The following is a 23,895-nucleotide window of genomic DNA, read 5'->3' as shown; positions in this document are numbered from 1 at the left end:
TAAACGGAATAACTCCTTACCAATATTCAAAAACGACTGTATTTTTGAATTTGTGTTCTAGCTTTTCTTGAACAGGTAAATGAATAACTACACATAAACTCCTTATATCTCTAGTTAAACTACCGATTAGCTCCATATAAACTCTAGATAACCTATATAGAATACAAGTTATCAAGGAGGTAAGAAAAAATGAATTTTATGAAACGAGCAATTCTCAGTATGAAAAAAAGGATAGGAACATCATTAATTTTGATGGCAGTTTTTCTGATTGTTACAAATTTGGTTCTTTCAGGTTTCACAATCCAAAATGCATCAAAAAAAGCAGCGGATGCTGCAAGAAAAAAACTTGGTGCAGATGTTACTTTAGGTCTTGATTTCGACAAATTAGGTCAAAAAGCTAAGGAAACTGGAGAAATGCCAAATCCGCCGCAGCTCGATGCAAAAGAAACAGATCAATTAGCGAAGTCCAAGTATGTAAAAGATTATAATTACATAGCTAACACTTTCGGTATTTCTGATGGGCTTAAACTAGTAGGAGCTTCAGAAGGAGAAGAAGAAGGAAAAGGTAAAGTGGGAATGGCGGCTGCGCGAGGCGGTTCAAGCTCTGGTACAGAAATCGATATGAACGCTTCTTTTATGATTGAGGGAGTTCGCAAGACTGCATTACAAGAAAGCTTTAAAAACGGAAAAAGTAAAATCATTGATGGAAAACCAATAACAGAGCAAATGAAGGATCAGAATGTAGCTTTAATGGAAAAACGATTAGCGGAATTAAACAATTTGAAAGTAGGAGACAAAGTTAAAGTGCAATCAGGGGATAAGAAGGAAACCCTTGAGGTTGAAATTATCGGTATTTACGAAACAAATGAGCAAGCAATGGGTCAACAGGCTCCTCCTATTATGGATCCAGCTAATAAACTATATATGCCGCATTCAACTATGAAAAAATTAGAAGTAGACCAAGGTATAAGTAGTGTTCAAGTCGTGTATTTCTTGAATGATCCACAATATATTGATGCATTTAAAAAAGAAGCAAGAAAATTTAATATTGATTTTAATTATTATAAATTAGATGCGCATGATTCATTGTACAAGCAAATGATTGGTCCTATCGAAAATATCTCTTCGACTTCTCAAATGATTATTTATATTGTATCGATTGCAGGTGCGATCATTTTAGGATTAATCATAATGCTATCAATTAAAGGGCGTCGTAAAGAAATGGGAATTCTATTGTCCATTGGAGAGAAAAAGTGGAAGCTGATGGCGCAATTCGTAGTAGAAGTAGTGTGTGTCGCTATTTTAGCATTTGGATTATCCATAACAACAGGAGCTAAAGTTTCTCAATATATCGGGGATAATTTACTTTCGAATGAAATTGCTACTTCAAGCGAAGAAACAGATACCTCGCAACATGGTACTGTAATGATGGCTGGACCTGGTGGTACTCTACAAAATCAAAAAGAAGATCCGATTAATAAAATTGATGTAAGTGTAACAGGAGAAGATGTAGGAAAAATGGGTGGAATTGGACTAGCTATTGCTATAATAGCAACGCTTCTTCCGGCATTATCTATTCTACGTTTAAACCCAAAACAAATTCTTTTAAAAGATGAATGAGGAGGCTCGATATGGAGACAATTTTACAGTTTAAAAATTTAGATTATTATTATGAAAGTAATGGAAAAAATGTAGCGATACTAGAAAATGTTAACTTTTCTTTTCAAAAAGGACATTTCTACACGATTTTAGGACCATCTGGATCTGGTAAAACCACAACTCTAAGCTTAGGTTGTGGACTAGATGTCCCTAAAAATGGTTATGTACTGTATAATGGCAAAGATATTAGAAAAATTGGTTTGGATCGATACCGTAATCAAAATGTATCTGTAATTTTCCAATCTTATAACTTAATAACCTATATGACAGCTCTTCAAAATGTCTTAACAGCAATGGAAATTACAGGTGTTAAAGTGCAAAATAAAACAGCAAGAGCATTACAGTTATTAGAGAGGGTAGGACTCTCAGAAGCTGAAGCGAAACGAAACGTCCTGCAACTAAGCGGTGGGCAACAACAGCGTGTAGCAATTGCTCGAGCACTATCTTGTAATGTTGATTTATTGATTGCGGATGAGCCAACAGGAAACCTTGATGAGGAAACCGCAATGGATATTATAGAACTGTTTCAAGAACTTGCACATAAAGAGAATAAATGTATTATTGTTGTGACGCACTCACAGGAGGTTGCTAAAAAATCAGATCGTGCAGTGTATTTAAGTAAGAAGAAGTTGGTTGTAAATGAAATCTAATATAAACATCGTAGCTGTTCAATTCACATAATTTTCAAAATCTAGACCTTTCAAAAGCTTATATTTGTTTTATAATAAAATCAAGCCATAATCAAAATGGTCTCCCTGTACTGAATGTTAAAATAGTTTGTTGTTCCCGTTTTAATAATATTTGAAAAAGAACTTGTAGGATATTCTACAAGTTCTTTTTAGTATAATTGGTTACCTATATCATGGGATAATCATACATAAAAAACGGAACATTAACTAGATGTATAATCTAAATATCGTCCCGTTTACCTATCTATGTATCTGTATAGTTATTGCAGAATTAAACCTACAATCATAATTAAACTAAATACTATCATCCAACCAAACGCACAATATCCAAAAATTTTAATCCATTTAGGTAATTGATTCATGTTAATTTTATTTGTGGGAACTCCTTGCATCGAAAACATCATTTTTTGATCTCTATCTCTATTATTTTGTTGTTCATACATAATATCATCACCTTTCCAGAACTATTGTGTTTATAGTATATCAACCTAAAGAAAATTATGTACAGAATAAAAGAGGATAGCATATATATTATGTGGTGAATTTTATAAATAAATGCATTTAATTGCCATGATTCTAAGTGCTAATACGTTATAAATACTGAACAAGAGCCCTACATAAATAGGACTCTTGTTCTTCAAATATTAACTTGCTGGATATGCATCAGAACCAAGATAACGTTCTTTTATAATTTGAAGATGATGAAGCTCATGACCGGCAATGATGTATGCTAATGCACGAACTGTAACTTCAGAATTATTCGCATTTCCTCTTTGTGACCAGGCTTCTTTATCTAAGCTTCTAAGTAAATACAGGGTAGATTGGCGAACAACTATTAAATTCTCAAGAAGATCTTGCATAGATTGCTTATCAAAAGCAGCTCTAAGAACATACATATCATCATTATAGCCTGGAAGTTCTGCTGTCTCGCCTCGAGCGATAGATAGCAATCGATACGCCATAATACGTTCTGTATCTGCTATATGACCGATTACTTCTTTTATACTCCATTTAGTAGGAGCATACCGGAAAAGTCCCTTACTATTAGAAATTCCCTTTAATAAAAGATTCGTTTCCTTCATTTGTTGTTCTAGAATATGTATGACATTTCCGTCTGATACCAAGTTGGTATACGTTGCATAATAGGAGTTATATTCACTTACCTTTGGTCTTATTTCCATACGAATCATCCTTTATGTTTAATCTTTACATATAGCTTATCATAAAAGAATTCCAAATTAATCTGAAAAATGGAGGTGAATAAACATTTTTCATCCTCCTTTTCAGTTTCATAGATGAAATGTATCTCAAATAAGAGAATCTAATTTGCTGCTAAGCGTAATTTCGCTTTTTTTGCTGTTATAGGTAAACATTTAAGTTGAATACAGTTTGTCACTACTTATGACAATCGCCATTTAAAAAGTAGCATACGTCATTAAACGAAAAGCCTGTTAATAAGTTTATACTTACTACAAAAACAAATAAACTCGTCCTATTTAAAGGAGAGTTTATTTGTTTTTATGTTTAGATAGCGGAATACTCATGCAAAATTGCACACTATGTTCCATATTTTTTATTGAATACTTTATATCTAACGTTTCAAGAATTTGTTTAACAATATATAGCCCCAAACCACTTCCTCCAGTATTTCGATTCCTTGATTTTTCAATTCGATAAAATGGTTTGAAAATTTGTTGAATATCTTCATCTTTAATATTGATACCTGTATTTATAATTTTCATTTCGATTTGATCTTGTTTAGAATTCTCTCTTAACTTTATATAGACTTTTTCATTATGTGATGAATACATAACCGCATTGTGGATAATATTTTTGCATGCTTTTTCTAAAAGAGCACAATCTGTATAAATAGAAAGGTCAGAATCAAATTCTTTTATTATTTCGATACTTTTTTGAGAAGCAAAAAATTCGAGATCTTTTGTGATTGTACCTATTAACTTTGAAGGATTAACTTCCTCTACTTTTAGTTTGAAGGTGTGTTGTTCTAATTTCGATACGCTTAAAATTTCACGAACTAATTGTTCTATCCTTTCAATAATTTGATGATTTTTCTTTAAATATTGATCGCGATTTTGATAAGGGCCAATATTGTATATCATCCCTTCTAAGTATCCTTTCATTACAGTAAGAGGGGACTTTAATTCATGTGCTACAATCGCAAAAAACTCTCTGCGTTTTGTTTCTATTTCTCTTTCTTTTTCAATATCATTTTTTAATTGTTCATTTGCTTTTTTTAAATCAAACATAGCTTGTTGTAAGTTAATAGACATGTCATTCAAACTATTAGACAATTCTCCTAACTCATCTGTAGAGCGAACCTCAATTTTTTCGGAGAAATCTAAATTTGCCATCTTTTGTGCACCTTCATTAATATAAATAAGTGGCTTTGTAATAAACCTGGAATAAAAATAAGCACTTCCTATACCAATAATGAGCACAATGATACTAATATAGGGGAGAAATCGTACTAAAACCTGTGAAGCTTCATCAATCGGTTGAAATGTAGCAAAGACTATAAGTGTTAAACTACCATCTTGGAATTGAATTGGTTTCGTAACGTTATATGAATTGCTAAGGGTACTTGCATTCTCGAATCGTGTTGCTTTAGTAACTACTGTTTTTTGCGTACCACTTTGAATAAAAGAAAATGAAGGAGAGTAAATAATTACTCCTTCTTTATTTTGAAGGTAAAGCATCGCATTATTTTTTTTTGCGTATTCATCAAAAAGTGGTATCGCATCTTGAAACGTAAGATTTTTAGACTTATCAATGATTTCGTTTATCCCTGTTTGAAGTTGATCTGTTTTATATTGCTCATAAAACGTAGGGAGAAAGAAGTATAAAGTTAAATAAATCAATACTGCAAAGGATAACAAAATGAGAGATGTAGTCATAAAGAGTTTATAAGTAATTTGCTTCATCTTCATGAGTTTCACAATACTATTCATCAATTTTATAACCAATACCCTTTATTGTTTTAATATAAGGGATAGCTAATTTTTTGCGTAGGTTTTTAATATGTGTATCAATTATTCGTGTTTCTCCAAAATAATCGTACCCCCAAACCTTCTCTACGATATTTTCTCTTGTAAGTACTTTTCTCTCATTTTGAAATAGTAGTTGTAGAATTTCAAACTCTTTTGTCGTTAATATAATTTCAACATCATTTACATAGACTCTATATGCATCCACATCGATACGAACTTCTTTAAATATCAAATGATTATTTACATTTTTATCATAACTTCTTCTAAGTACAGCTTCGACTCGTCTAATCAAAACATGAAATGAAAAGGGTTTTGTTATATAATCATCGATCCCAAGATCGAATCCTTTCATTTGATCTTCCTCTTCTTCCAACGCAGTTAGCATAATAATTGGTACGTTTGACTGACTTCGAATCATTTTAGAAACTTCAAACCCATTAAGATTGGGCATCATGACATCTAGGAGAATTAAATCAAAGGATTGCTTATTAAATTGTGTCATACCCTCTAGTCCATCTGAAGCGACTACCACTGTATAATGCTGTGTCATTAAAAATTGTTTAATTAATTCCTGAATTTCTTGATCGTCCTCTACCACGAGAATATGATAGTTTTTCATAATATCACCTCTGGTAGTCATTATAGCCGTACTATCTGGAGTTTATGTGGAGATACAGTAGTAAACTTCATAGGACGTTTACTACCAAAAAGTATTATTAGCTATATTACTTTTTTATGGAGAAATAATTGATTAAAAAACTTATCGTATGAATTGATGTATGAATAATATTTACGAAAAACTAATGTATAATAATGTGAATTGTATGTGATTTCTTAAAGTTTGTGAAAATATACTTGTGCTTCTTTACCAAAAGAGGGAAAGGAATTTTAATATAGAAGAAGCTACAGTAATACTAGAGTGTGTGCCAAGAACTTTGGATTTCTCTCATCTAGTTTCTATTTAATCGTTAATCACTACATAACAATGTTCTGGCTAAACCAAAAGTTTAAAGGTGCAAACTTGGAGAGATTTATATAATGTTAGAAAGGTTGTGAAATGATTTGAAGTGTTATAAAGGTATGCTGTTTGATTTAGATGATACCTTACTTGATAGGGATAAGGCAGTAGCGGCATTATTTTTAATTGTTTTAGAAAAGTGTTATGAAAATGTAGATGGTGCGGCTAAAAGCAACATGTTACAGAAATTCAAAGAATACGATAAAAGAGAATATGGCATAAGTAATAAAACGACAGTTTTAGAATCATTGTTTGATGAATTCACGCCGAAGTATAGATTGCCACGCAATTATATCCAAGATTTTTGGAATAATAATTTCCCTAGATGTTTTTCAATAGACCAAAATACTATTCATTTCTTAAATCAAATAAAGAAGCACTTTAAAGTTGGAATTATAACAAATGGCTCAACTCAGAGGCAAAAAGCTAAAATATTTAACACGAATTTAAATAGGTATTTTGAAACAATCATTATTTCTGAAGAAGTGGGATTTAGTAAACCTGATAAACGTATATTCGAACTAGCGTTAAATAAGCTAAATTTACAGCCGGAAAATACTTTATTTGTTGGGGATGACTTAGAAAAGGATATTGCTGGTCCTCAAAATATAAATATAAAAGGTGTGTGGTTTAACCCTCAAAAAATCAAGAATACTACCAAAATACAACCATATGCCGAGATTAACACTTTGGATAGTTTGTTAAGTTATGTTACTCCACAATATTTTTATAACAAGTAAAAGCAATTTCATATATATATTCAAAAATATAAAAAAGAGAAACTATCATTAATTTCATTGACCGTATTAGTAATAAAGAATAGAGGCGATTTTAATAGCTGCGGCTAATTTAATCTATGATTAATACGAAGTTTTGTAAAACAATTTTACTCATACGGTGCACATTATAAAGGGGTGGGACTATGGACATAAAGAAAGTAGTAATCGATGGAATCAATATTGCGGTCATTAGAAACGATAAGGTATTAATATCGGATGTTCAGTCTGCATTAGATACTATGGCAACAGTTCAATACGAGGTAGATGCGAAGCATATTATTATCCACAAGTCATTAATAAGTGAAAGCTTCTTTGATTTAAAAACACGTCTTGCGGGTGATATCCTTCAAAAGTTTATAAACTACAAGGTAAAGATTGCTATCATTGGGGATTTCTCTATTTACACTAGTAAAAGCTTAAAAGACTTTATTTATGAATGTAATAAAGGGAATGACATTTTTTACTTAGTAACTGAGCAACAAGCAATTGAAAAACTAAGTACATTAAAGTAAAAATTATATCCTGCTAAATTCCCCCATTTCACTTAGTTCATGATTATATACGATATAGAAGAACTGATGTTTGTGGTAAACTAAGAGATGAATAAAGGGGGAGTTTTTTTGAACAATTTTAATGATACGATCCGAAATTTAAATAATATAGTTTACCAACCTAACAATTTAATGATTACGAATCTAAAAGAAGAAAAGCAAAACGCAGAATATGCAGGATGTTTATTCCACTTAAATAACAAAACCATTCGTTTTAGAAAATCAAAAGTTACTCCTAATAAAATTGGTCAATTTGTTTCTTTTTGGGAGAAAGATGACAATATGCAAAATCAAGCATTTTCTTATGACGCTGCTCCTGATTTATTAGTTATTACTTGTATAGATGATCATAAACTAGGACAATTCATTTTGCCTAAAGAGATTCTTCTTAAGGAAAAAATCTTGAGAACACAAAATCAAAAAGGCAAGATGGCTATGAGGATTTATCCTATATGGGATAAGCCTGTCAGCAATCAAGCTAAAAAGAGCCAAATGTGGCAACTTCAGTATTTTGTTGATTTAAGCGATTGTAATAATTTACCTATAGACAAACTATTAAATTTGTATTTGTAGCTTCTTATCTTTAGTGATCTTGTCGGTTAGACTTTTTGTACCGGTACAGTTACATAAAATGTACGTTGTTACAGTACCCCTTAAAACTTACAATCAGCATATATTATTTAAACTTATAAAATTTTAAGGGGTGCTAAATATGACAAGTTTACAAGATCAGCTTTTCGCAAGATTAAATCTTAAAAAACGTAATGAAGTAACGTTTGAAGAATTACCTACTATACTCTTTTCATTTGCACATACTATACCATTTGAGAATTTAGACGTTATAGCACAAAATACGAATCAAATCTCTCTGGAAAACTTACGAGAGAAAATTTTAACTAGTTCCCGTGGTGGACTTTGCTACGAATTAAACACCCTTTTTTACTATTTCTTAAAAGACTGTGGCTATGATGTACAACTGGCATTAGGTACGGTTTATAAAAATGATATAAATGCATGGGCACTTGAGGATGGCCATATAACAATTATTTTAACTTATGATAATCTACAGTATTTAATTGATGTAGGTATAGCTTCATTAGTACCTCTTGTTCCTGTACCTTTTACTGATGAGTCTGTTTCTTCAAAGAATGGTTCGTACCGGGTGAGACGAAAAGATACGAGTAAAGGAAATTATGTTTTAGAAAGAATAGATGCTGAAGGAGAATGGAAAGTTTGTCATGCCTTTTATAAACATATTATTGATGAGATAGTAGTAAACGATGTTCAAAGAAGAGTAATAGAAGATGAGAAATCTATTTTTAATAAGGGACCAATTGCAGTGAAATTGACGGACTCTGGGCATGTCTCTTTAACGAATAATAGTGTAACTGAAATTATTTATGGAGCAAAAACTAAGCGTGAGGTTACAGAAGAGCAATATAGAGAGCTTTTATATACTTTATTTGCTATTAAGTTATGAAATAATAAAGATAGCCGGTACTTAATCAGAGGCGGCTATCTTTATTATTTTTTGGTGTAAATGGTTTTCGTCTAATATGTTTCGGAAACTGCGGTATAGTTAATGTTTCCTCAGTTTCTTCATATGTATGAAAAACTGGTTCTTTTGCAGCAGAATAATATGATTTAAAGTTTGATTTTCTTAATACATATAATACACTAGAACAGTACGAAAAAGTATGTACAATGAATTTTGAATGTAAAGGAAGATTATTATGTCAGTTATTGATAAATTGAAACTTAATAAGTATACAAATATGGTCGTAATTAACGAACCAAGTAATTATGACATTTTTACAGGTAAAGAAACTGTATTCTCAAAAGAACACGATGCTATCTTTATATTTGTAGAAACGCTTGATGAAATGGTGAAACAAACGAATTTTATTATTAGTAATGAAGAATTACTAATTGAAAAAGGTTACGTGTTCTTCGCATATCCGAAAAAAGGTAATGCTCGTTATAGTACGGTTATTCACCGTGATGAGATGTTTCCGGCATTAAACGTTGGAGAAGATGGTTATGTGGGAGAAAGCAATATTAAATTTGCACGAATGGTAAGTATGGATGAAGTCTTTACTGTTGTAGGTTTAAAACGTGAAAAGAAAAAAACAATGAAAACATCTGCTATGAGTCAATGTGTTGCCGATTATGCAGATCGAATTAAAGATGTTGAAGCATTATTAGCTAATCATCCGAATGAACTTAAGTTTTATCAAAGTTTAACGCCTGGATACCAAAAAGATTGGGCACGTAATCTTTTTTCTGTGAAACAAGAAAAAACACGTGAAAAACGTCTAGAGAAAATGATAGAAATCCTTTCACAAGGCTATAAAACAATTGAATTATTCCGTAAGAAGAAAAAATAATGACTAAGAAAGTCACAATGCTGCAACAATTAATTGTGATGAGTACATTGAAAAAAGCATTCCTTCTATTATACTAAGGAATGTTCTTATATTTATATAATTAGCAAAAGAGAAAAGGTGTTTGAAATGAAATCGTATATTGTAGTTGGATCTGGAATTTTAGGAGCGTCTACTGCTTATCATCTTGCTAAGGCAGGTGCGAATGTTACTATCGTGGATCGCCAACAATTAGGGCAAGCAACTGATGCAGGAGCAGGTATTGTATGTCCATGGCTATCACAGCGTCGTAATAAAGCATGGTATAAAATCGTTAAAGGCGGTGCACGTTACTATTCTTCGTTAATTCAGCAATTAGAAGAAGACGGTGAAACTGACACAGGATATAATCGTGTAGGTGCAATTAGTTTACATACTGACGAGAAAAAGTTAGATCAAATGGAAGAGCGAGCTTATAAACGACGTGAAGATGCCCCAGAGATTGGTGAAATCACTCGCTTATCAGCTGAAGAAACAAAAAAATTATTCCCAGCATTATCAGACGAATATAGTTCTGTTCATATTAGTGGTGCTGCACGAGTAAATGGAAGATTATTACGCAATGCATTAATAAGTGCTGCGAAAAAACATGGTGCAACTTTTATAAAAGGCGATGCCATATTAGTCCGTGAAGGAAATCATATTACTGGAGTTATAGTAAACGATGAAACAATTTTAGCAGAAAAGGTTCTTGTAACTGCAGGTGCATGGGCGAATGAAATCTTGAACCCATTAGGAATTAATTTCTTAGTTACATTCCAAAAAGGACAAATTGTTCATCTGCAAATTGAAAATACAGCAACAGAAAATATGCCAGTTGTTATGCCACCAAACGATCAATATATTTTAACGTTCGACAATGGTCATGTCGTAATTGGTGCAACACATGAGAATGATACGGGTTTCGATCATCGTGTAACAGCAGGTGGTCTACATGAAGTATTCCATAAAGCATTAGCAGTTGCACCTGGCTTAGAAAATGCTACAATGCTTGAAACGAGAGTTGGATTCAGACCATTCACACCAGGATTCTTACCTGTTATCGGACCGCTACCTAACTTTGAAGGAATTCTCGTTGCGAATGGATTAGGAGCTTCGGGTTTAACAGCTGGTCCATACTTAGGAGCGGAACTTGCTAAACTAGCGCTCGGACAACCGATTGAATTAGATTTAAATGATTATGACGTTGCTGGAGCAATTGAATAATATTGGGTACTGCTAACATTTAGGAAAACCATGCTAAACAAATTTGACAAGGAATAAACAGTTTTTCCTCTGTTAAGAGTATGCCTGTTTATGAAAAATAAAATTCTTTAAAAATAGAGGGCCGACATTATAAACCTGCATTAATAATGTAGAATTGTGATGTCGGCTCTTTATTCATATTGATTTAAAACTTATTTTCGAGAGGAGGTTGAGTAATGAGAGCACCATATCAAGTATTGATATTTCCTTATATAAAAACTGACGATTCTATTCAATATGGTATTTTTAACCGAAGTGATTATGGTTATTGGCAAGGAATAGCTGGTGGCGGAGAAGACGGTGAGATTCCTATTGAATCAGCAAAACGGGAAGCGTTTGAAGAGGCTGGTATTACAAGAGAATGTCCATATATACAATTAGATTCTGTGTCTTCACTACCAGTAGAGGATGTAGTTGGAGGATTCCTTTGGGGAGAAGAGGTTTATGTAATAAAAGAATTTTCTTTTGGAGTTAAAGTCCCTACAAAAAACATATCATTATCTAAAGAACACTTCAATTATAAATGGTTATGCTTCGAGGAAGCAGTAACGTTTTTGAAATGGGATAGCAACAAAACAGCATTGTGGGAATTAAACAAAAGGCTATTAAAACAATAAAAGTTTTAGCTAACAAAGATATTAGTGGAACAAGAATTTGAACAATTAAAAAAACCTTGCTACACTTCTAAACAGTGTTTTAGATTATAAAATAGAGTAATATAGATTTGGCATGGGTAATGAACTAAGAGAACTTGCACTAAGAAAAGCCCTATACAGTTGCCTGTGAAAAAATGAAAATAGTTAGAAATATTTTTATGTTGTACAGTTTTTGGCTATGAATAGCGGAATAAATATTAAGTATTCAACAGTTCAAATAGAACGAGTCATCTTTTTATTTTAAGAAGAAAGATGACTCGTTTTATGCTAAAATTCGCTTAGTGTATATTTTCGTTAAAATGTGGGTGGGCCCCTTTTAGCAAAACCGGAGTGGGAATGATGAGTATAAATAGTTTTGTGGGATTAATAAAGGACGAATTATTAAAAGAGGTAAGCATACGAAGTGAGGATGAATTCGAGCCTGTAGTAGTTAAAGATATTCCTAGACTTTGGAAGTGTTTAGGGACAGGTAATTATGCCGCAGTATTCATGCACAGAGAATACAAAGATTGGGTAGTGAAAGTTTACGTGCGAGAAGGAGAAGGAATTGAAAAAGAGTCAGAAGCATACCGAAGAATTGGAAATCATCCTTCTTATTCAAAGCTTATATATAAAGGAGAAAATTTCATAGTATTGAAACGTTTAAAAGAAATTACTTTATATGATGCTATTCATAAGGGGATTAAAATTCCTAAGCAGGTAATACTTGATATCAATGAGGCTTTGGAGTATGCGAGGGAACAAGGGTTAACTCCTTGTGATGTTCACGGGAAAAATGTGATGATGGAAAAAGGAAGGGGATATGTGGTCGATGTATCTGATTTCTTAAAAACAAAAGAAGATAGTAAGTGGAGAGACCTAGAAAAGGCATATTTCACCTTTTATTTTCCTTTCATTTATAAATTGCCTTTCCCCGTTAAAATACCGTATTTTATGTTAAACATTGTTAGACGTTCGTACAGAAAATATAAGAAGCTTAAAAAGAAATTCAAATTATAAAAGGACCACATATGTTCCCAAAAACGAGTTGAATTCACATAAATTACTGTAGAAAAATTTAAATTTTTGTTTAGGGGCTACTTCAAGACCTTAGCTTGCTGGGTATATGGTGCTACCCCATTACTATCAACTTAAGAATTGATAGTAATGGGGTATTTAATTTCTTATCTTGATGAGTATGGGATACTATCTTCTATATTCTTGTTGTAGGGTGTTATAAAATTCTTAAGTTAATAGGCCTTGAGTGGCATACATAGCAGAATTAACGAGTAAATGTAATAATCTCATCAACAGCTTTGATATAACCACCTGCCTCACGGAATGATTGACTAATTTTTTTGGCATTCTCTTTGTAAATCGAATGCTGCAACACTTCATTAACGGCATGTTTTAAATCCTCGGCCGATAATTGCTGGATATTTAACATAAATCCTGCGCCAAGTTCGTATACTCGCTCAGCAATCGTATGCTGATCATTTATAAATGGGAGCATAACTAGAGGTACTTCAAAATAAAGTGATTCACTTGTGCTATTCATTCCACAATGACTAATAAATACATCCGCTTGACGCAGTATATCTAATTGTGGAAGATAGTTACCAACAATAAAATTATCAGGTATATCTCCTAGCTGCTCCACTGTTAATTGTTTGCCTATACTAAGTACTACTTTCGCATTGAGATCTTTTAAACCGACGAAACATTTTTGATAGAATTCAGGCTGATTATTAATTATGGTTCCCATAGAAATATGCAACCCATTTTCCAGGTAAAGACTGTGCATCATAGAGGATGTAATCGTATGTTTCTTTGGAGATTTCTTCAAAAATGGCATCAGTAATTCTTTCCATAGCATGAAGGAAGTGTAATAAGTACTCTTGAGGATGGGAAGTCATAAGATTCATAGTTTCCGAAAGCTCTCTTTGTGCCTCTTGATTGATGGGACGGAATTGCGCACCTGCTTTTTTGATTTTTTCTTCAAAATCATTTGATGAATAATAGACAATGTTGTCTCCACGTTGTACTAAATCCTGTACTAATCCTAATGTTGGATTTAAGTGTCCTTCTCCACCTATATTGATGTAAAGTGCTTTTTTCATCTTTATCCCCTCCAGTAAATTTGATATCGTTAAATGTAAAATATAAACGATTTTTTATTTTGTTTGAATTATAATGAACGAAGTGAATAAATGTCTATTTTTACTTTTGAATATTCTTAATTTTTAGAAGGCATTTTATTTAGATAACTTGATGGATATGGCGAGACCCCACATCCATCAAGTTAAGAAAAAGAAACACCCCAAAAAACAAAAAAATGAGATGACTTCTCAAAGTAACTAACTGTAGAGAAAGAAAAATTTCATTTAGTGGGTACTTCAAAACCTTAGCTTAATGGCGATGGGTTCACCATATCAAAACAAGAAAATTGTGCGTATAGACATATTTTTCAACCGCTTCCTGTACGTTAAGGGAATCGTTATTTTTTTACAGTTTTTTTATTATGAAATTCAAAATAACTAATTATAATAGGTGAAAAAATAATCAATAGTTGGGTTACGGAAAGGATTCGAATTTACATTCTTTCTCAATACATATTATGGATAAATAAAGTAAAATATGGGTTAGGGTTATGTCTCATATTGTGTTAATACTAACAATAACTAAGGGTACATAATATGCTTTCATACCTTTGAATAATTTTGTTATAGGAGGGATGGAGATTTATGTTGGTATTGATAAATACCTTTGTACTGGGGCTTTAATCTATATGCGTGAGGGCCTTTCCCTAAGTCTTGTCAGGAAAGTAAGGAACAGTATGCAAACACTTATACAATATGAATAGAGGAGAGGAATGCCTTATGAAAATACGTAGTCAAATTACATGTGCAAGTCTGGCCCTTTTAATAGCTGGAAGTTCCCTGTTATATACAACACCAACCTCAATTGTAAAAGCAGAGCCCACTCAAAATGTATCTAGTTCGTTACAAACAAATACGCAACGAGATCGTACTTCCGTCAAGCAAGCAATGCGGGATACATTGCAACTTGGATACCCGGGGATACTTGCTAAAACTTCTGAGGGTGGAAAAACGTGGGGGAATGCCGCTGGAATAGCGGATCTGAGAACCAAGAAACCAATGAAAACAGATTTTCGCTTTCGCATTGGGAGTGTGACGAAGACGTTCACCGCAACAGTTGTACTTCAATTAGTTGGAGAGAATCGCCTGAAGCTAGACGACTACATCGAAGACTGGTTGCCTGGTGTCATTCAAGGAAATGGATATGATGGTAACAAGATTACTATCCGGGAGATATTGAACCATACAAGTGGTATCGCTGAATACTCAAGGTCAAAAGACGTTGATTTTACGGATACAAAAAAATCGTATACGGCTGAAGAGTTAGTGAAGATTGGGATCTCTCTTCCCCCAGACTTTGCTCCAGGAAAGGGCTGGTCTTATTCAAACACAGGATACGTATTACTGGGTATCCTTATTGAAAAAGTAACTGGAAACAGCTATGCGGAAGAGGTTGAAAATCGAATTATTGAACCACTTGAATTGTCGAATACATTCCTACCAGGCAACTCAAGTGTTATTCCAGGCACTAACCATGCCCGTGGGTATGTCCAACCAGACGGAGCAAGTGAGCTAAAAGACGTTACTTATTATAACCCAAGTGCAGCTAGCTCTGCTGGAGATATGATTTCTACGGCTGAAGACTTAAACAAATTCTTCTCTTACTTGCTCGGTGGCAAATTACTGAAAGAACAGCAACTAAAACAAATGCTTACTACAGTTCCTACAGGAAAAGAAGGAATCGATGGATATGGTCTTGGAATCTATGAAACTAAGCTTCCAAGCGGTGTCTCGATATGGGGACACACAGGTGGCATTCTAGGGTTTACTACTCTTGTTGGAGGTAAACTTGGAGGCAAGCATACGTTGGTCGTCAATTGGAATAGTTTGGGTAGAATTGGCAGTCCTAATCCTTTTAAAAAAATTTTACTTGCTGAATTTAGCAAGTAGGAAAAAAGGAAAAATTTATCGTAGTTTTCATAGTTAAAAATATACTTTACTGTTTCAAAAGCCCCAACTTATTTTCAAGAAAAATAAGTTGGGGCTTTTTTTGTTTTGGTGGCGTTTATTCTTAAATTGATGGATGTGTGGTGCTACCCCAAAATAAAAAGATTAGGAGTGAATCCTAATCTTTTTATTTATACATATTATTGTTAGTTATATCACTATCAATTCCAAAACGGGATATTTTGAATAAATGAAACCGTCAAAATAAGTGTTGATACGGAACCGGCAGTTACTAAAGTTACTATTTTTCGTCCATTCTGTTCTTTTGAAGGTTTTATAAGTTCTGTAATTAACACAATCCATATTATGATAGAGACTATTGAAATAATATTTATAGACATATGTATCACATCCCTTCTTGTTTTTACATAAATATTTCTTCTTTTATAAAATAAAAGCAATTTAACAAGAAAACATGTACCTCATTAAAAATCAATATTTCCCTGTTAAACCACCTTTTTTAAATAGAAATACGACTGATAAAACGATAACAACAGCCTTCAAACTTCCCCAATATGGATAAATAGTATGATCTGTTAGACTAGCATATTGAAAAATATTCTCTAAACCGAAAATTCCTATCATGACTGCTAAAATAAATGAAGCTGATCCATACGTCCCGTTATGATAGAGGGTAAATAAGTATATTGCACATATAAGTGGTACGATGATTTGTAATAAGAGTGTCATAATTAGTCCCCCCAGTATATTGATACTTATATTATATACAAAATTGTAATAAAAAGGAATGCGACTTATTTAATACTAACAGAACTACTCTAATCATATTCTTCTATAAAAAAGAAGAAAAAGGGGTGTACAGTTAATTGACAAAAGTTAAAGTTAATTTACGACCCATTGTTCATAACGTAAATTTACCAACCGTATTGAAAACAACGATACTTCCAGGTGAATCGACCGAAAGACTATTTATCGCAACTCAATTAGGAGAGATTTTTTACATAGGGGACGGAGTTATAAAGAAATTTTTAGATATGCGTCACCTAATTATTAAATTAGGTACATCTGAAGAAGGTGTTTCTAGTAGCGGTTATGATGAACGAGGATTACTAGGACTTGCATTTCATCCACAATTTTATCAAAACGGTTTATTTTATCTTCATTATTCAGTAGCCGGAACTCAAGGTCCAGGTGCACTTTCTGAACAATTTAAACCGAATCCTTGTGACCCTAAAACGTTAAATTTAAAGTGGGTTAATAGAAATACGCAATATGATCACATTGATACAGTGGAAGAATGGACTTTACAATCTAACGGCCAAGCTCAAAAGCGACGAACATTACTGAATGTAAGAAGACCATTTTTTAATCATAACGGAGTCAATAGTTTAAACTTTTCACCTGAGACTGGAAAACTTGTTTTTACAAATGGAGATGGCGGATCAGGTTATGATCCATTTAATTTAAGCCAAGATGATTTAGAAATAGCAGGAAAAATAATTGAAATCGATGTAAATAAAAATACATTTATAAATAACCCTCCTGTAGTTACACGCTTTTATGACCTTCCTTTATCTATACAAGAAACACTTACAGTAATTGCAAAAGGAGTACGTAATATAACCGGCATTTCATTTCAAAGATTTTATAATCAATATATCAAATACACCGGAAATGTCGGACAGGATATTGTAGAGTCTATTTTTTCATTTGTTCAATATAAACCTATACCAGTTACAGAACTTGTTCAAATGCATTTTATGAGGTTAACTCCCAATCAAGATGGTTTTATCAATTTTGGGTGGCGAGGATGGGAAGGGGATTTACCTACTTCTTTTATACGACATTGTTCCGAAAATCAGACTTTGGATGAGAGAACAATAGTTTATTATGATGAAACAATACAAACTTCAGTGAAGCGTATTCTGCCTCTACTTAGTTATTTTCATAAAGATTTTAGAACCGATAAGTTTGGAGGAACTTCACTTACAGGAGTTCAGCCATATATGGGAAATGCAATTTCAAATTTAACGGGTAGCGTTGTTTTTACCGACCTTGCTAAGAAAGAAGATTCTCGACCGCCAGTTAAGGGTGTTTTAGCTTATACTAGAGCCGGTACAGACGGTAAACATGCTGACTTTCATGCTATTGAAACCAATTATGATTTTGGTACGCAAGCAGCTTATTATATGAGTTTAGGAACAAATTCGGCTCAAACTAGGTTATATTTAGGAGTTTACGGTTCTATGAAAGTAACTGATTTTAACAAAGGTACCATTTTTGAAATTATTCCTTGATACGATACAAATGCTCAGTCTAAAAACATAAGGAATTTATTCTGTTTCCAAAACGCAAGACTTAACTTGTCCCCCTAAAAATCTTCAATGTATTAGCATCTATTAACTTGGAGAAAGTAACTCATAAACCATATGTGTACGAATAATATAGAAAGTAATGAATGAGGTATCTTTAGGGGGTATTTTAATGAATCGTTTTGTACGTTATTGGTATCAACTGATGATAGAGCATGATATAAGCTTTGTTCATAAAAGAAAATTGTCCCTTGCGAATAAGTTAGTACTTACAGCTTTGATGAGTGCATTGGCCACCATGTTTCAAGCGGCGGGGAACTTAATTCCTGGTATAGGTTTGCTCATTAGTCCATTTTCGACATTGCCGATTTTTTTTGCTATTCTCTATTCTATTCGTGAGGGAATACTTTCTTATATTCTTACTATTTTTCTATTATTTATTATTGAGCCAAGTGAACTAATTGTCTTTCCTTTTACTACAGGCTTATTAGGTCTAGCCTTAGGACTAGCCTTTTTAAAATTCAAGAGGAGAATTTGGATTGTTTCCTTTTCAGCGACTTGTCTACTTATAGGGATTATGATCGTTCTCGATGTTTTCCGTTTTCCGGTACTTGGTCCTACTGTTCATACAACTATGGACATAAAAATTATTTTATCAATATTTATACTGAGCTTTCTATACTGCTGGATTTATGCAGGTTTTTGCAGAATAATGATGAATAGATTATGTAAAGTGTTGTATTGACAATGGCATAATGAAGATTGGAGAATGCATTCATGACTAACGTTGCAGTTAGAAGACCAAATTTGAATGATGTAGATGAACTATATTTATTTTTCCGGATAGTTATTACGAATACATACAAAAATGAAGGATTGTCACAATTATTGGATGACATAGAAAATGAAATTAACTCAAAAAAGCAGTATTTGAAAAGTGATTTTGATAGTAACGGAGAAAGTCGTTACTTTTTATTAGCAATTGATACAAGTAACGATAAAATCATTGGAACAATCGAAATTGGTCCAGCAAGTACATTGATTAATAGTTGTACAGGTGGTGTACTTAAAAATTTGCATGAAATAGGAACTGTATTCATACTTCCGGAGTATCAAAGAAAGGGAATAGGGAGTTTATTACTACATACAATGTTTCTTACATTACTTAGCAGAGGGATAACAGAATATTGTTTAGATAGTGGATATAAAAATGCGCAAAGTATATGGACGAAAAAGTTTGGAAAACCTAGCTATGTATTGAAAGATTACTGGGGCGAATCCAGTGATCATATGATTTGGAAGAACAATTTACATGATACACCTATAATATTTGAATTATAAAATGAAATATGCCTCTGAACATAGCTTTTCTTACTTATGTATGCTATTATTTATCTTTATAATAAAAGAGGACGTGAATGAACTTGATTAAAATTAGTATCCCTGAAGTTGATGTTACAATTACTGAACGTAAACAAGTTATTAAAGGAGACGAGCCAATCATTACTCCAATTAATGGATTTATCGATTTCCACTTGTTCCCTAGAGATAAAGGCGGCATTTTTATGTTTTACAATATTAATGACGAACTACTTTTCGTAGGTAAAGCTCGTAAAATTAGACAACGTATTAAGAAGCATTTTGAAGATAATGTTTCACCAATTAAAAATCACCGTGATGAAGTATACCGCATTGATGCATGTATCGTAGAAGATCCAACAGAAAGAGAAATTTACGAAACATATATCATTAATGAATACAAAGCGAAATATAACGTTGATAAAGTATTCTACAAATAATCAACATTAATAAAAAACAATCCTAGCTAATATGCCAGGATTGTTTTTTATTTAGATTTATTCTTCATATCTTTCTCCTTTTTTCAAATGATTAGCCACAATAAAACAGAATATCCCTATAAATATAAGTACAATACCAAGCGTTTTATGTTTTCCCTCAAAGAAAGGAATATCTGAAATAACATTTGTCATACATAGTCCTAAAAATACAAGGATAGGGCCCACCCAAAGTAATACATTACCGAATTTTGTGTGCTTCCACATAATAACCCTCCTTAATTCTCTTTACATATATATCCATAAATTAAAAGTAAATTCATAGAGAAATATAGTTTTTTTCATATCGAAAATTTAACCCTCATATATTGGTACAAGCAAAAGAGAAAGGAGACCATCATGAATTGGTTAGAAGCTTTCATATTAGGTATAATTCAAGGTTTAACAGAATTTTTACCAATCAGTAGTACCGGACATCTTTATTTAGGAAGGCATTTATTTCAATTAGATAAAGCAGGCTTATTTTTAGATACGATGTTGCATATTGGGACTTTACTTGCAGTGTTTATTTATTACAAAAAAGAATTTATATATTTAATTAAAAACCCATTTTCAAAGCTCATGTTATTACTTATTGTTGGGACGATACCTGCAGTTGTTATTGGTTTATTGTTTAAAGACTTCTTTGAAGATATTTCAAAAACAGGAATCACGATCGGTTGGGAGTTTTTAGTGACCGGATTCTTTCTCTACATGGCAGATAAACAAAAGAATGGTCGTAAAAAAATGGATGACATCACATATAAAGACGCATTAATTATCGGTTCATTTCAAGCGGCTGCTATTTTCCCAGCGATTTCTCGTTCTGGTATGACAATCGTCGCTGCATTATGGAGGCAGTTAGACCGTGAAACTGCTGCTTACTTTTCTTTTTTATTATCAACGCCAGCCATTGTCGGAGCCATTATTTTGCAATTTGTAGACGTTTTTCAAGGGAAAGCAGAATCTATTTCTAGTACATCTTTAATTGTCGGAACGTTATCAGCAGCGTTTTTTGGATACATAGCCGTTTCATGGATGATTCAATATTTAAAACGTCACTCCTTAAAAGTATTCGCGTATTACGTATGGGGATTAGGTATTTTAATTTTAATGTTGCAATTTACTGATGTATTTTAAGTATAATGATAAAGAAGTTAATTAGTTTAAGATCCTGTTTCATTCATACAAGGCAGGATCTCTTTTTATTAAGGGGGAAAATATGTTTAATACGGCTATCGTTATTGGTGGAAGTATGGCAGGAAAGTTTGCAGCAAAAGCATTATCAACTTCTTTTAAAGAAGTAATCATTATAGAAGCTGGTGAAAGATGGGATGGAAAGTCTTCGAGAAAAAGAGTTCCACAAAGTAATCATCCTCACGTGTTATTAAAAGGTGGAGAAAACGCAATTGAAGAATTGTTTCCTAATATTACGAACGAATTAATAGAAGCGGGTAGTATTATAAACAACTTTACGCGTGATTTGAAATGGCATCAATTCGGTCTATGGAAACAACCGTTCATAGGGGAAGTACATATGATTCAACAAAGTCGTCCTTTGCTAGAATGGCATATTCAAAAACGAATACATCAAATTTCAAATATTACTATTAAATATGAAACATTGGTTAAAGGGTTATTGGTAGATGCAAAGCTTAACAAAGTGTGTGGAGTAAAAGTTAAATATTTAGAGACAGACACACAAGAAGAAGTTCATGCAGATCTTGTAGTTGATGCGAGTGGATTTGGCTCAAAAAGTATAGAATGGCTACGAGAATACGAAATTGAAGTAAAAGAAGAGAAAGTTCGTATTGATTTATTTTACGCAACGAAAATGTTCAAACTTAAAGAAAATGAGGAGTTAGACTGTTGTAATATGCTAATGTCTCCGAGTTTCCCTGATAACCCTTATGGCGTTCTTATTCAAACGATAGAAGATAATCGTTATTTTGTTACTTTCAGTGGATACGCAAATGAGAAAGCACCACAAACAGATGATGAGTTTTATGATTTTGCTGAAAACCTATCAATTTCTAATGTTACAGACTTCCTAAACAAGGCTGAGGGAATTACTGATATAAAGACATACAAAATTCCTTATCAAGTACGCCGGCGATTTGATTTAGTGAATAATGTACCAGAAGGCTTATTAGTTGTTGGAGATGCGCAATGTCGTTTTGATCCCGTTTTCGGCCAAGGCGTATCAGTTGCTGCTATGGAGGCTCACCAGTTGCAATTACTTCTGCAAGGCAGAAAACAGCTTGATAAAACATTTACACAACAATTTTATAAAAAGACAGCTAATATAATAGAAACCCCTTGGGATATGACAACGACAGAAATATCACGTCACCCGCAGCTAAAGAGAGAATTAACTACAAAACAAAAATTTCAGCTATGGTATACGAAACAAATATATCGACTATCCGCAAGTAATTCTGATGTTTATATTCGGTTAGTACGAGTGATGAATTTAATTCGTAGTCCATTTCATCTTTTTCATCCGAAAGTGCTACTATCTGTATTGCTTAATCGAAAGAAATAGCAGGAATATAATTGATTAAAAAAGAATGTATAACAGTTAGTAAATCAAGAAGGAGAATACGAGATGGAAATATACATAGAGCAACTAAAGAAACAAGATGTTAAGGATTTATTTACGTTTGAACTTACGAATAAATCTTTTTTTGAAACAATGGTACCAAATCGTGGCTCGAAATATTTTGAATTTGAATATTTCCAAAAACTACTAGACGATTTATTAATAGAACAAGCGGATGGAGATTCTTATTTTTATTTAATTCGTAATGAAGAAAAAGAAATTGTAGGGCGAATCAATTTAGTAGATATAGATACGGAAACTCGAATTAGTTCACTAGGGTATCGGGTCGGAGAAAAATTTACTAAAAAAGGAGTTGCAACAGCAGCCGTAAAATTAATTTTAGATGTAGCGAAAAATAATGAAATTACTGACATTTATGCTAAAACAACGACTAATAATCTCGCATCACAAATTGTACTAGAAAAAAGCGGATTTTCTTCTTATCAAAACGAATCAGATACAACATCTGTAGAATTAAATGGAGAACATGTGAAGTTTGTACATTATATTTGGAGAAATACTTCGCGCTTATAATAAGGAGGACTTATTCATGAATGATTTGCGTTATCCAATTGGCCAATTTACATACAAACGTCCTATAACGGAAGAAATGATTGATACATGGATTCAAGAAATTGAAGATTTACCTAATGAACTAACAAAGGCAATTAAAGATTTAGATCAGAAGCAGTTAGATACACCATATCGCGTTGGAGGTTGGACTGTACGTCAAGTAGTTCATCACGTCGTTGATAGCCATATGAATAGCTACATACGCTTTAAATTAGCACTGACAGAAAAGAATCCAACTATTAAGCCGTATAAAGAAGAGAAGTGGGCAGAGTTACCCGATTCAAAATTACCGGTAGATGTTTCACTAGTAATGCTAGATTCATTACATAAAAGATGGGTTAACCTTTTATATTCTCTAGAAATTGAAGATTTAGAAAAGACATTTAACCATCCTGAAACTGGTGAAACAAAACTTGCTGTTGCAATAGGACTATACGCATGGCATGGTCGTCATCATACCGCTCATATTACTTCTTTAAGAAAGCGTCTAAATTGGTAA

28 protein-coding genes and 1 pseudogene are annotated in these 23,895 nt (G+C 32.8%); 19 read left to right on the top strand and 10 right to left on the bottom strand.

Features of this window, described 5'->3' with window-relative positions; genetic code table 11:
• The first annotated feature begins 189 nt into the window (after positions 1-189).
• The gene (locus MR167_RS00585; RefSeq protein WP_242313687.1) at positions 190-1,620 is read left to right on the top strand and encodes an ABC transporter permease; all 1,431 of its coding nucleotides are present in this window, start codon (positions 190-192) and stop codon (positions 1,618-1,620) included.
• Positions 1,621-1,631: 11 nt separating this feature from the next.
• Positions 1,632-2,309 carry an ABC transporter ATP-binding protein gene (locus MR167_RS00580; RefSeq protein WP_000447864.1) on the top strand — a complete coding sequence of 226 codons (678 nt, stop codon included), beginning with the start codon at positions 1,632-1,634 and terminating at the stop codon, positions 2,307-2,309.
• Between the two features lie 299 nt (positions 2,310-2,608).
• Here MR167_RS00580 and MR167_RS00575 read toward each other — a convergent pair whose 3' ends face one another.
• The 4 genes from MR167_RS00575 to MR167_RS00560 all read right to left on the bottom strand — a co-directional run bounded on the left by MR167_RS00575 (position 2,609) and on the right by MR167_RS00560 (position 5,975).
• A complete protein-coding gene (locus MR167_RS00575; protein WP_000273237.1) occupies positions 2,609-2,791 on the bottom strand; it encodes a hypothetical protein in 183 nt (60 codons plus the stop codon).
• A gap of 201 nt (positions 2,792-2,992) precedes the next feature.
• Complete coding sequence (locus MR167_RS00570; protein ID WP_242313685.1) at positions 2,993-3,529, bottom strand: DinB family protein; 537 nt, start codon at positions 3,527-3,529, stop codon at positions 2,993-2,995.
• Between the two features lie 327 nt (positions 3,530-3,856).
• Positions 3,857-5,317, bottom strand: a complete 1,461-nt coding sequence (locus MR167_RS00565; protein ID WP_242313683.1) for a sensor histidine kinase — start codon at positions 5,315-5,317, stop codon at positions 3,857-3,859.
• On the bottom strand, positions 5,310-5,975 hold the full coding sequence (locus MR167_RS00560; RefSeq protein ID WP_000800727.1) for a response regulator transcription factor: 666 nt from the start codon (positions 5,973-5,975) through the stop codon (positions 5,310-5,312). The genes MR167_RS00565 and MR167_RS00560 overlap by 8 nt, the downstream gene beginning before the upstream one ends.
• 461 nt (positions 5,976-6,436) lie before the next feature.
• Here MR167_RS00560 and MR167_RS00555 point away from each other — a divergent pair, with 461 nt between their 5' ends.
• From MR167_RS00555 to MR167_RS00540, 4 genes are all read left to right on the top strand, one after another.
• Positions 6,437-7,114 carry an HAD family hydrolase gene (locus MR167_RS00555; protein ID WP_000895696.1) on the top strand — a complete coding sequence of 226 codons (678 nt, stop codon included), beginning with the start codon at positions 6,437-6,439 and terminating at the stop codon, positions 7,112-7,114.
• 182 nt (positions 7,115-7,296) lie between these two features.
• The gene (locus MR167_RS00550) at positions 7,297-7,665 is read left to right on the top strand and encodes a DUF4180 domain-containing protein (RefSeq protein WP_242313682.1); all 369 of its coding nucleotides are present in this window, start codon (positions 7,297-7,299) and stop codon (positions 7,663-7,665) included.
• Positions 7,666-7,773: 108 nt separating this feature from the next.
• A complete protein-coding gene (locus tag MR167_RS00545; protein WP_001058784.1) occupies positions 7,774-8,277 on the top strand; it encodes a MepB family protein in 504 nt (167 codons plus the stop codon).
• 139 nt (positions 8,278-8,416) lie between these two features.
• Positions 8,417-9,184, top strand: a complete 768-nt coding sequence (locus tag MR167_RS00540) for an arylamine N-acetyltransferase family protein (protein WP_242313680.1) — start codon at positions 8,417-8,419, stop codon at positions 9,182-9,184.
• A 21-nt stretch (positions 9,185-9,205) separates the two neighbouring features.
• Here the strand turns inward: MR167_RS00540 and MR167_RS33590 are convergent.
• Positions 9,206-9,410: pseudogene (locus MR167_RS33590) on the bottom strand (hypothetical protein).
• 27 nt (positions 9,411-9,437) lie between these two features.
• Here MR167_RS33590 and MR167_RS00535 point away from each other — a divergent pair.
• The 4 genes from MR167_RS00535 to MR167_RS00520 all read left to right on the top strand — a co-directional run bounded on the left by MR167_RS00535 (position 9,438) and on the right by MR167_RS00520 (position 13,027).
• Positions 9,438-10,091 (top strand): YdeI/OmpD-associated family protein, encoded by a 654-nt coding sequence (locus MR167_RS00535; protein ID WP_242313678.1) that lies wholly within the window; start codon positions 9,438-9,440, stop codon positions 10,089-10,091.
• 126 nt (positions 10,092-10,217) lie between these two features.
• Positions 10,218-11,333: an NAD(P)/FAD-dependent oxidoreductase gene (locus MR167_RS00530; protein ID WP_002082676.1), complete on the top strand. Its 1,116-nt coding sequence runs from the start codon at positions 10,218-10,220 to the stop codon at positions 11,331-11,333.
• 215 nt (positions 11,334-11,548) lie between these two features.
• Positions 11,549-11,989: an NUDIX hydrolase gene (locus tag MR167_RS00525; RefSeq protein ID WP_001202616.1), complete on the top strand. Its 441-nt coding sequence runs from the start codon at positions 11,549-11,551 to the stop codon at positions 11,987-11,989.
• A gap of 378 nt (positions 11,990-12,367) precedes the next feature.
• Positions 12,368-13,027, top strand: coding sequence for a protein kinase family protein (locus MR167_RS00520; protein ID WP_000026523.1), 660 nt, complete (start codon positions 12,368-12,370; stop codon positions 13,025-13,027).
• Positions 13,028-13,289: 262 nt separating this feature from the next.
• On the opposite strand, the gene MR167_RS00515 is transcribed toward MR167_RS00520, so the two are convergent.
• A complete protein-coding gene (locus MR167_RS00515; RefSeq protein ID WP_242313676.1) occupies positions 13,290-13,772 on the bottom strand; it encodes a nucleotide disphospho-sugar-binding domain-containing protein in 483 nt (160 codons plus the stop codon).
• Entirely contained in the window at positions 13,756-14,127 is a 372-nt protein-coding gene (locus tag MR167_RS00510) for a glycosyltransferase (protein ID WP_242313674.1), read from the bottom strand. The genes MR167_RS00515 and MR167_RS00510 overlap by 17 nt, the downstream gene beginning before the upstream one ends.
• A 759-nt stretch (positions 14,128-14,886) precedes the next feature.
• Here MR167_RS00510 and MR167_RS00505 point away from each other — a divergent pair.
• Positions 14,887-16,056, top strand: a complete 1,170-nt coding sequence (locus tag MR167_RS00505) for a serine hydrolase domain-containing protein (protein ID WP_242313673.1) — start codon at positions 14,887-14,889, stop codon at positions 16,054-16,056.
• Between the two features lie 218 nt (positions 16,057-16,274).
• Here MR167_RS00505 and MR167_RS00500 read toward each other — a convergent pair whose 3' ends face one another.
• Both MR167_RS00500 and MR167_RS00495 read right to left on the bottom strand, forming a co-directional pair.
• Positions 16,275-16,454 carry a hypothetical protein gene (locus MR167_RS00500; protein ID WP_098582558.1) on the bottom strand — a complete coding sequence of 60 codons (180 nt, stop codon included), beginning with the start codon at positions 16,452-16,454 and terminating at the stop codon, positions 16,275-16,277.
• A gap of 91 nt (positions 16,455-16,545) precedes the next feature.
• Positions 16,546-16,803: a hypothetical protein gene (locus tag MR167_RS00495; RefSeq protein ID WP_000173569.1), complete on the bottom strand. Its 258-nt coding sequence runs from the start codon at positions 16,801-16,803 to the stop codon at positions 16,546-16,548.
• A gap of 137 nt (positions 16,804-16,940) precedes the next feature.
• Here MR167_RS00495 and MR167_RS00490 point away from each other — a divergent pair, with 137 nt between their 5' ends.
• The 4 genes from MR167_RS00490 to MR167_RS00475 all read left to right on the top strand — a co-directional run bounded on the left by MR167_RS00490 (position 16,941) and on the right by MR167_RS00475 (position 20,185).
• On the top strand, positions 16,941-18,371 hold the full coding sequence (locus MR167_RS00490) for a PQQ-dependent sugar dehydrogenase (RefSeq protein ID WP_242313671.1): 1,431 nt from the start codon (positions 16,941-16,943) through the stop codon (positions 18,369-18,371).
• A 187-nt stretch (positions 18,372-18,558) separates the two neighbouring features.
• On the top strand, positions 18,559-19,131 hold the full coding sequence (locus tag MR167_RS00485; protein WP_106082088.1) for a hypothetical protein: 573 nt from the start codon (positions 18,559-18,561) through the stop codon (positions 19,129-19,131).
• A 32-nt stretch (positions 19,132-19,163) separates the two neighbouring features.
• The gene (locus tag MR167_RS00480) at positions 19,164-19,727 is read left to right on the top strand and encodes a GNAT family N-acetyltransferase (RefSeq protein WP_242313669.1); all 564 of its coding nucleotides are present in this window, start codon (positions 19,164-19,166) and stop codon (positions 19,725-19,727) included.
• A gap of 77 nt (positions 19,728-19,804) precedes the next feature.
• Positions 19,805-20,185, top strand: a complete 381-nt coding sequence (locus tag MR167_RS00475) for a nucleotide excision repair endonuclease (RefSeq protein ID WP_001048947.1) — start codon at positions 19,805-19,807, stop codon at positions 20,183-20,185.
• Positions 20,186-20,242: 57 nt separating this feature from the next.
• Here MR167_RS00475 and MR167_RS00470 read toward each other — a convergent pair whose 3' ends face one another.
• Positions 20,243-20,449, bottom strand: coding sequence for a hypothetical protein (locus tag MR167_RS00470; RefSeq protein ID WP_000265474.1), 207 nt, complete (start codon positions 20,447-20,449; stop codon positions 20,243-20,245).
• Positions 20,450-20,581: 132 nt separating this feature from the next.
• Here MR167_RS00470 and MR167_RS00465 point away from each other — a divergent pair, with 132 nt between their 5' ends.
• The 4 genes from MR167_RS00465 to MR167_RS00450 all read left to right on the top strand — a co-directional run bounded on the left by MR167_RS00465 (position 20,582) and on the right by MR167_RS00450 (position 23,895).
• Complete coding sequence (locus MR167_RS00465; RefSeq protein ID WP_001104288.1) at positions 20,582-21,361, top strand: undecaprenyl-diphosphate phosphatase; 780 nt, start codon at positions 20,582-20,584, stop codon at positions 21,359-21,361.
• Positions 21,362-21,443: 82 nt separating this feature from the next.
• Positions 21,444-22,766, top strand: a complete 1,323-nt coding sequence (locus MR167_RS00460) for an FAD-dependent oxidoreductase (protein ID WP_000483450.1) — start codon at positions 21,444-21,446, stop codon at positions 22,764-22,766.
• A gap of 63 nt (positions 22,767-22,829) precedes the next feature.
• Positions 22,830-23,357, top strand: a complete 528-nt coding sequence (locus MR167_RS00455) for a GNAT family N-acetyltransferase (RefSeq protein WP_000409250.1) — start codon at positions 22,830-22,832, stop codon at positions 23,355-23,357.
• A 16-nt stretch (positions 23,358-23,373) separates the two neighbouring features.
• Positions 23,374-23,895: a YfiT family bacillithiol transferase gene (locus MR167_RS00450; RefSeq protein WP_000999070.1), complete on the top strand. Its 522-nt coding sequence runs from the start codon at positions 23,374-23,376 to the stop codon at positions 23,893-23,895.

This window comes from Bacillus cereus group sp. BfR-BA-01355, from assembly GCF_022663675.1.
GTDB lineage: Bacteria > Bacillota > Bacilli > Bacillales > Bacillaceae_G > Bacillus_A > Bacillus_A thuringiensis_S.
This window is presented reverse-complemented; position numbering and strand designations above follow the sequence as displayed.